Source organism: Tychonema sp. LEGE 07196 (assembly GCF_963890365.1).
Taxonomy (GTDB): domain Bacteria; phylum Cyanobacteriota; class Cyanobacteriia; order Cyanobacteriales; family Microcoleaceae; genus Microcoleus.
In genome coordinates this window covers 1-7,392 of record NZ_CAWPRX010000128.1, presented here as the reverse complement: position 1 = coordinate 7,392, position 7,392 = coordinate 1, and the positions used below count along the sequence as shown (strand labels likewise).

Genomic DNA, 7,392 nt, shown 5'->3' with positions numbered 1-7,392 from the left:
ACTCTCAAGGTCGTGGTATCAATACCTGGGCTGATGTGATCAACCGCGCTAACTTGGGTATGGAAGTAATGCACGAGCGCAACGCTCACAACTTCCCGCTTGACTTGGCTGCTGCTGATACAACTCCCGTAGCAATGGTTGCTCCTTCTATCAACGGCTAAGTTTTAGTCTGAGATTACAAAAAGCGCTCCTAGAAATAGGGGCGCTTTTTGTTTGGGGAAAATCCCATTTTTGTATTAGAACTTACGCACGGGTGGTCAGAAACCGGGTTTTTTACGAAAATTTTTCGTTGTAGTCCACAGATTAGCTAAAAAACCGGGTTTCTTTGGTCTAATGGGTAAGTTCTGGCGATCGAGTTTTATTCGCGGATGGCAGATCAATATGATGCGCTGAATGCTTTTATGCGATCGTTGAGATAGAAGTTCAGAAGTGCGATTTAATAAAAAATTATGAAACCTCTTGCACTCATGCACTCTGCTCTCTTGAAGTTATCTGCGTTTATCTGTCTGTTATCTGCGGTCACTCTATTTATTTATTAATTAAATATTTTGCATGGTGCGTCACTTTGGCATTTTTTGCCCGAACTATCTGTCCCAGGTGATGCACCCTAAATCTGTTAATAATCAAATAGCGATCGCCCCATCCCCTCTCCAATAACCAAAGAAGACCGATCGCACCCAAAAATACTCTAAATACCGATACCGCAGGATCGCGGGGGGTTCCCGCTGCTTTTACCAACGTGGAAGTTTGGGAATTGTCGATCGCAACTTTGGGTCGATTTGTCGCTCAAATTAAGCGGCCGCTGGGAATCGGTACGCTAATGTTGGAGGACGGCTCCACGGTGCAGGGCTTTTTGTGCGAATCTTATGCTGTCGCAGGTGCGATCGATATTTCTCATTTCGGCGGTTGACGAGGTGATAACTCCGGCTTTTAAGCTAAGTTAGAATGGCAAATTTCTACCATTGTGCCAAATCATGCCATCAGCAGTACCTAACATTATCATCATCACAACTCCAACCCCCTCCAGCGGTGGTACCAGCCCCGGAGGATCAGTAAAGGCTAAGAATGGCACCAGCGGCCCCGACTCCCTCAGCGGTACTGGGGGCGCTGACTTGATATTCGGTTTAGGCGGGGCTGACAGCATCTTTGGCTTGGGGGGAAACGATTCCCTCTACGGCGGCGACGGCGACGACTCAATTACAGGCGACGCGGGCAATGATTTGCTGTTTGGCGGTTCAGCCCGCGACAGTGTTTTTGGCAACGCCGGCGACGATACTGTCTACGGCGGCAAAGGTGCTGACTCGGTAAGCGGCGACGAGGGCAATGATTTGCTGTTTGGCAACCAAGACAGCGATACTTTGTTGGGCGGCGCGGGCGATGATACCCTGTTTGGGGGTAATGGTGACGACTCGCTGTTTGGCGGTATAGGCGATGATTGTTTGTCGGGCGATAGCGGCAGAGATACTTTAACTGGCGGCGCTGGAAATGATACTTTTGCGATCGGGCGTTTTGCAGATGGCGATGTGATTACCGATTTTACTGTTGGTACTGATAAAATTCGCTTGAGTGCCGGCCTCACCTTTGGCGAACTCAATATTTTCGCTGGCTCTGGAACTTCGACGAGTACAATTATTCAAATTACAAGCAGCAAGGAAATTCTGGCTACTGTATTGGGAGTTGCTTCTATCCCTAGGGCGGACTTTATTTTTTAATTGGGAATCGGGAATCGGGAATCGGTAATTGGGAATTGAGCTTGCGGGTACTTTTGAGTCTGAAGTTTTTAATGTTGAAGTTTTCAACTCAGGTAAGGCTTGGGCGTTGTCAGTAACCAAGACATCTCAAAAGTTTTCAACTTCCTTCTACCTTCTTCCATCCATTCCTGAAACTTTTTAACAATTCGTTGCCGAACTTACTTCTGACCAATGACGGATGACTGATGAATGGTGAATGATGAATGATGAATGATGAATGATGACTTAGAGGGCAGGTTTTGCCTTTTTTCTAGCTGTTTGCATTATATATTGTTAGCTAAACCCGCCGTACAGAATGCTAATAATTACTGATTTTTTTACTGCTGACAAATGAAGGCAAATCTCGCTTTTTTTGGTCGTTTTTATCAGATATACTTAGCTAAACCCGCCGTACAAAATGCTAATAATTAATAACAATTCTTTGACTTTTATCAGGGTAAAATGAATAACGACTAACAACTAAGAGGGCGGGCCCGCACCATCCACCGCCCCTACCAACTAACAACTGACTAATAACTAATAACTAATAACTAATAACTAATAACTAATGACTACTGACGGTTTTCTCAATCTTAACAAACCTGCGGGAATGACATCTCACGACTGCGTGGGGCGAGTGCGCCGAATATTGCAACTCAAGCGAGTCGGACACGGAGGAACCCTCGATCCTGCAGTGACTGGCGTTTTGCCGATCGCCCTGGGTAAAGCAACCAGACTGCTGCAATTTCTCCAACACCAGAAAGCTTACCGAGGTACGATTCGCTTTGGTTTAAGTACCGCTACAGACGATTTAGAAGGAGAAATCATCCATTCTCAACCTGTACCGGATTTGAGTTTAGAAAAAGTCCAAGCTGCACTGCCGAATTTTGTGGGAAAAATTGAGCAGTTTCCGCCGAATTTTAGTGCGGTTCAGGTGGGAGGAAAACGTCTTTATGAGTTAGCTAGAAAAGGCGAAACTCTGGAAGTTGCTGCTAGAAATGTTGAAGTTTTTAGGCTGGAAATCTTGGATTGGCGGCCGGGGGATTTTCCTGAGTTGGATTTGTCGATCGCCTGCGGGCCAGGTACTTACATTCGGGCGATCGCGCGGGACTTGGGTGCACTGTTGAATGCAGGCGGTACTTTGGCTTGTTTGACTCGTACCGAAAGCAGCGGTTTCTCGATCGACCAAAGTCTCACTTTTGCACAATTGGAACAGCAAATACAGGAGAATACATTCAGCCCGATTTTGCCCTCGGTGGTTTTGGGACACCTAGGCGCGATCGTCCTTTCTCCTGAATATACCAAACGCTGGTTTCAAGGACAGCGCCTCCCCATTCCCGAAACAATAACACCGCAGGAAACACAGAACAATTCCCCCGCAAACTTAATACCCCAACCTCCCTATCCCTTGCAAGTTTACGATACAAATGGTAAATTCTTAGGTATCGGTCAAGTAGCTTCCTCAGAAACAAGTACCATATTGTCTCCTCAAATTGTGCTTTAGTTATCCAAGAGGTAAAAATGAAAATAGGTATAATTGGCGCGGGAAATGTTGGCGGAACTCTGGGACAAATTTTAAGTCAAAAAGGTCACTCGATTGTATTTGGTGTCAGAGATCCGCAGAGCGCAAAAGTACAGTCTGCTGTAGCTGCTACAAGAGGAAATGCACGAGCCGCTAGCCTTGTAGAATCTGCAAGTCACGGTCAATTTTTGATCTTAGCAACGCCTTGGAATGGCACGCAAGAGGCGATCGCCGCTGCGGGAGATTTGACTGGCAAAATTATTATTAACGCTACAAATCCGATCGAACTCACACCCGCTGGACTTGCTGCGGGACTGACAATCGGACACACAACTTCGGCGGCAGAAGAAATTGCCAAATGGGCGATCGGATCGCAAGTTGTGAAAGCTTTTAACAACATTGGCGCAAGCTGTTTGAAAAGTTTGCACTTCTGTTCGCAAACAGCAACCGCTTTTATTTGCGGACACAATATAGATGCCAAGAAAATTGTCACTAATCTCGCGCAAAAAATCGGATTTGAAGTTGTAGATGTCGGGGAACTCAAGCAAGCTCGATTGCGGAAACCGCTGGGGATTTTGTTGATTAACCTAGCTTTCAGCGGTATGGGACAAGATTTTGCGATTAACTTAATCCAGCGCTGAGGTAAAAATTGTGAAAGCATTGCCGATCGGATTAATTCGATGCTACAAAATGGTGATTTCTCCTTACTTGCCTAACGCCTGTAGGTTTCAGCCCACTTGTTCGCAATACGCGATCGAAGCCATAGAAAAATTTGGGACACTCCGCGGCAGTTCAATGGCCGTTAAGCGGATTTTGCGCTGTCATCCTTTTCATCCTGGGGGTTACGATCCAGTACCTCCCAAGGATAACGAGGAAAATTAATTTTTAGTTATCAGCATAATTTTAGCTATTAATTAGTGCGAACGAGAGGCTTTGCACCCTCATGGCGAACACTCCAGAGGGGAATCATACCATTTGAAATACTTCGACTTCCTTCGGCTACGCTCCTCGGACAAGTCGCCCTCCAAGTTTGAAATTGAACAATTGAAAATGGCTGATGAATTAAGGGTTTCCAATCAGGGCAAAGGAGTTGCATTATTCTAGGGGATTGATACCCCGACCCGATCCTGGGTATGGTGTATTGATAACAACAAAATTGGATCGGTGCAAGAGTACGCTCGATCGGTTGCGTACTCTTGTCGGCACATATTCGTTTTGGTTATGGTCATCGATCTGACATGATATGATGCGGTTAAATTCGCAGCACCAAGTTTTTTTAAATGAATAAAATTCAGTAATATTACTGTTATTGTTCACAACTCAGCAGCTATATAATGGTACAAACAGAGTACAGGGGATGCGAGTTGATATGTCTGCTACCGCAATCGGATACAAAATGTTGTCCCATACTATGGCCGTGCTCGGCCAAAAACAAGCAACTGGGAAACTCCTGTTAGAACAAGGGGAACAACAGTGGCAACTTTACTTTTTTCAGGGTTGTTTGGTTTATGCCACAGGAGGATCGCACAGGGCGAGGCGCTGGTACAGGGCGATCGGGCAACACTGTCGCAACTTTCAAGTCGATCTTAGAGACCTCGATGCTGGGGAACTTTGGGAATATCAACTGCTTCAACGAGGGATAGCAGACAGCGAAATGAGTCTGGAACAAGCTAAGGCGATCGTCCGCAGCAGCATTTCCGAAGTGTTCTTTGCTCTGATCGGTCAATCGGGTTTGCGCCGGGAGTGGCGTCCCTCTTCAAAATATTTTTCTAAAGTTATCTCTACTTTGATGCTGTCCGTAACGGAAGTAGAGCAAATTTTGTGTTCTACAGAACAAATTTGGCAGCAGTGGAAAGCAATGGGTCTGTGGCTGGTAGATCCAGAACAAGCACCGCTTTTAAAAGCGTCCGCCGAATTGCAGAAAAATCGATTTAGTTCTAATTCTTTGATGGCTTTGGCTAACGTCTTTAACGGCGAAAATACTCTTTGGGATATTGCATTTAAGAAAAAACAGTGCGTCACAGTGGCAACTCGCGCTTTAGTTAATTACATCAAGCAAGGTTTAGTAAATTTCCGCACAGTACCAGATTTGCCATCGCCGATCGAACAGTGGCGCCTTGCCGCAGCGATCGCCCGCCCCGGTCGCCCTTTGATTGCTTGTATCGATGACAGTCCCACAGTCTGCGAATTTTTAGAGCAAATTTTATTGCCGGCAGGGTATCGAGTCCTAAAAATTCAAGACCCGATGCAGGGAGTGGGCATTATTGCCAAACACAAGCCTGATTTAATTTTTATGGACTTAGTGATGCCGAATACAAGCGGCTTTGCTTTGTGCAATTTTTTGCGAAAAACACCGGCTTTTCGCGAAACTCCGATCGTATTTTTGACAGGTCAAGCCAGTATAATTGACCGCACGCGAGCAAAATTAACAGGTGCTTCCGATTTTTTGAGCAAGCCGGCGAGTCCAGAACAGGTTGTGCAAATAGCTGATAAGTATTTGAAGGCAAAAGGCGATCGCAGCCCTTTAGCCACGCGCCACCACGATTTACTCAATTCGCACCAACTTACCTTAGCAAATTCTTAAACCAAAATTCTGCTTAAAAAGTATCGCTGCCGATCGCGCGGATCAGCCTCGGGCGCACTTTACAAGCATTTAGGCCGCAAGCAAGCTCTCAACCGTGACAGTCATCAGTCATGAGACTTGAGTTGCACTCAATCGCAAACAAGATTGAATGTATCTGCGTCCATCAGTGTTTGTACCCTTGAAATCTGCGGTTAACATCATCAGAGATTGAGGGATTGAGGGATTGAGGAATCAATACCTTATTTTTCGCTGGAATTGCTATAATCCATCAAACTTAATATTTTAACTATGAGCGATCGAACCCCGCAGGTAAGCGTGGTAATTCCGGCTTACAACTGTGCAGCTTACATCTGCCAAGCCGTAGATAGCGTGCTGCACCAAACCTATACAGACTGGGAAATTATTGTAGTAGACGACGGTTCCCGAGACGACACCAGATTAATTTTGGAGCAATATGGCGATCGAATTCGTTACATTCACCAACAAAATCAAGGAGTTTCCATCGCCCGAAATCGCGGTATTGAGCTAGCCCGAGGAGAATTCATCGCCTTTCTTGATGCAGATGACTACTTTTTACCCCACAAATTAGCAGCACAAATGGCTGTATTTGCAGCGCAACCAAATCTAGGAATAGTCCACAGTGGCTGGCGTCAAGTCAACAGTATAGGTGAACCCATAAAAGATGTAAAACCCTGGCAAAACGTCCCTAAATTAGACTTAGAAATGTGGCTGCGGTGGAAACCAGTATTACCTAGCGCGATGGTATTTCGCCGCCATTGGTTAGAGCGCGCCGGCGGATTTGACCCTCGATTTCCCCCAGCAGAAGATACAGATTTAGTGCTGCGTTTAGCCTTAATGGGATGCGAAGCAGATTGGCTGCAGCAAATAACTGTTTGCTACCGCCAGCACGAACAAAGCGCCATGTACAAAGGTTTACCGCAGGCTAAATCCCTCGCCGCCGTCACGGACAATTTTTTTGCCCGCCCCGAATTGCCCGATAAAATACGTTTATTGGAAAAGCAAATTAAGTACAGTACCTTAGTTTGGATTGCTTGGTATTTGCACCGCACCGGGCATTCTGTTGAAATGGTAGAATTTTTGCAGCGTTCTTGGAATTATACGCCTTATTTGCCTGTAGAAACAGTAATTAATTGGGCGGAATGTTTTGCCGAATTTTCGCGGGATGCGGGGAATGAATTCGATGCGGATTTATTAGCTCAATCTGCTGAGTGGCAGCAGTTAATGCAGTGGACAATGCTGGCGATCTAATTTGGATTTAAATTGTCTGTCAACAAACAATCGGAATAGTCAATTGATATCAAATCCGGTAGCATCGGAATGATTCAGATATATATTCTCGGACTCTGTGTACTCTGTGTACTCTGCGGTTAAATCACCTGACGATGTAACCGGAAACAATATGACAGTTCAATACGGTTCAGTTAAGGGCTATGCAGTGCTTAAAACAATAAATACAGGAGGATTCATGATGATTCCAGTACCTCTATGCTTAACTTGTTTAGAGCGAAATTTTGAGACAGGCTTTTTGACAACTC

At 45.5% G+C, this 7,392-nt stretch carries 7 protein-coding genes and 1 pseudogene; all 8 read left to right on the top strand.

The features are described 5' to 3' along the window. Window positions 1-161: pseudogene (locus tag AACV78_RS15400) on the top strand (photosystem II q(b) protein); the annotation flags it as partial. 578 nt (window positions 162-739) lie between these two features. After that, window positions 740-910, top strand: coding sequence for an allophanate hydrolase-related protein (locus AACV78_RS15395; RefSeq protein WP_228042709.1), 171 nt, complete (start codon window positions 740-742; stop codon window positions 908-910). A 64-nt stretch (window positions 911-974) separates the two neighbouring features. After that, window positions 975-1,712 carry a calcium-binding protein gene (locus tag AACV78_RS15390; RefSeq protein ID WP_194012861.1) on the top strand — a complete coding sequence of 246 codons (738 nt, stop codon included), beginning with the start codon at window positions 975-977 and terminating at the stop codon, window positions 1,710-1,712. A 586-nt stretch (window positions 1,713-2,298) separates the two neighbouring features. Beyond that, on the top strand, window positions 2,299-3,234 hold the full coding sequence (gene truB, locus AACV78_RS15385; protein WP_194012860.1) for a tRNA pseudouridine(55) synthase TruB: 936 nt from the start codon (window positions 2,299-2,301) through the stop codon (window positions 3,232-3,234). Beyond that, a complete protein-coding gene (locus AACV78_RS15380) occupies window positions 3,165-3,893 on the top strand; it encodes an NADPH-dependent F420 reductase (RefSeq protein ID WP_445329586.1) in 729 nt (242 codons plus the stop codon). The genes truB and AACV78_RS15380 overlap by 70 nt, the downstream gene beginning before the upstream one ends. A gap of 10 nt (window positions 3,894-3,903) precedes the next feature. Next, a complete protein-coding gene (gene yidD / locus AACV78_RS15375; protein WP_194012858.1) occupies window positions 3,904-4,134 on the top strand; it encodes a membrane protein insertion efficiency factor YidD in 231 nt (76 codons plus the stop codon). A 487-nt stretch (window positions 4,135-4,621) separates the two neighbouring features. Then, window positions 4,622-5,836, top strand: coding sequence for a response regulator (locus AACV78_RS15370; RefSeq protein ID WP_228042708.1), 1,215 nt, complete (start codon window positions 4,622-4,624; stop codon window positions 5,834-5,836). A gap of 288 nt (window positions 5,837-6,124) precedes the next feature. After that, a complete protein-coding gene (locus AACV78_RS15365; RefSeq protein ID WP_194012856.1) occupies window positions 6,125-7,105 on the top strand; it encodes a glycosyltransferase family 2 protein in 981 nt (326 codons plus the stop codon). The last annotated feature ends 287 nt before the right edge of the window (window positions 7,106-7,392 follow it).

Bases quoted from the DNA above. Each gene is read 5' to 3' on its own strand.
- AACV78_RS15390 (WP_194012861.1), top strand. From the start codon at position 975: ATGCCATCAGCAGTACCTAACATTATCATCATCACAACTCCAACCCCC.
- truB (WP_194012860.1), top strand. From the start codon at position 2,299: ATGACTACTGACGGTTTTCTCAATCTTAACAAACCTGCGGGAATGACA.
- AACV78_RS15370 (WP_228042708.1), top strand. From the start codon at position 4,622: ATGTCTGCTACCGCAATCGGATACAAAATGTTGTCCCATACTATGGCC.
- AACV78_RS15365 (WP_194012856.1), top strand. From the start codon at position 6,125: ATGAGCGATCGAACCCCGCAGGTAAGCGTGGTAATTCCGGCTTACAAC.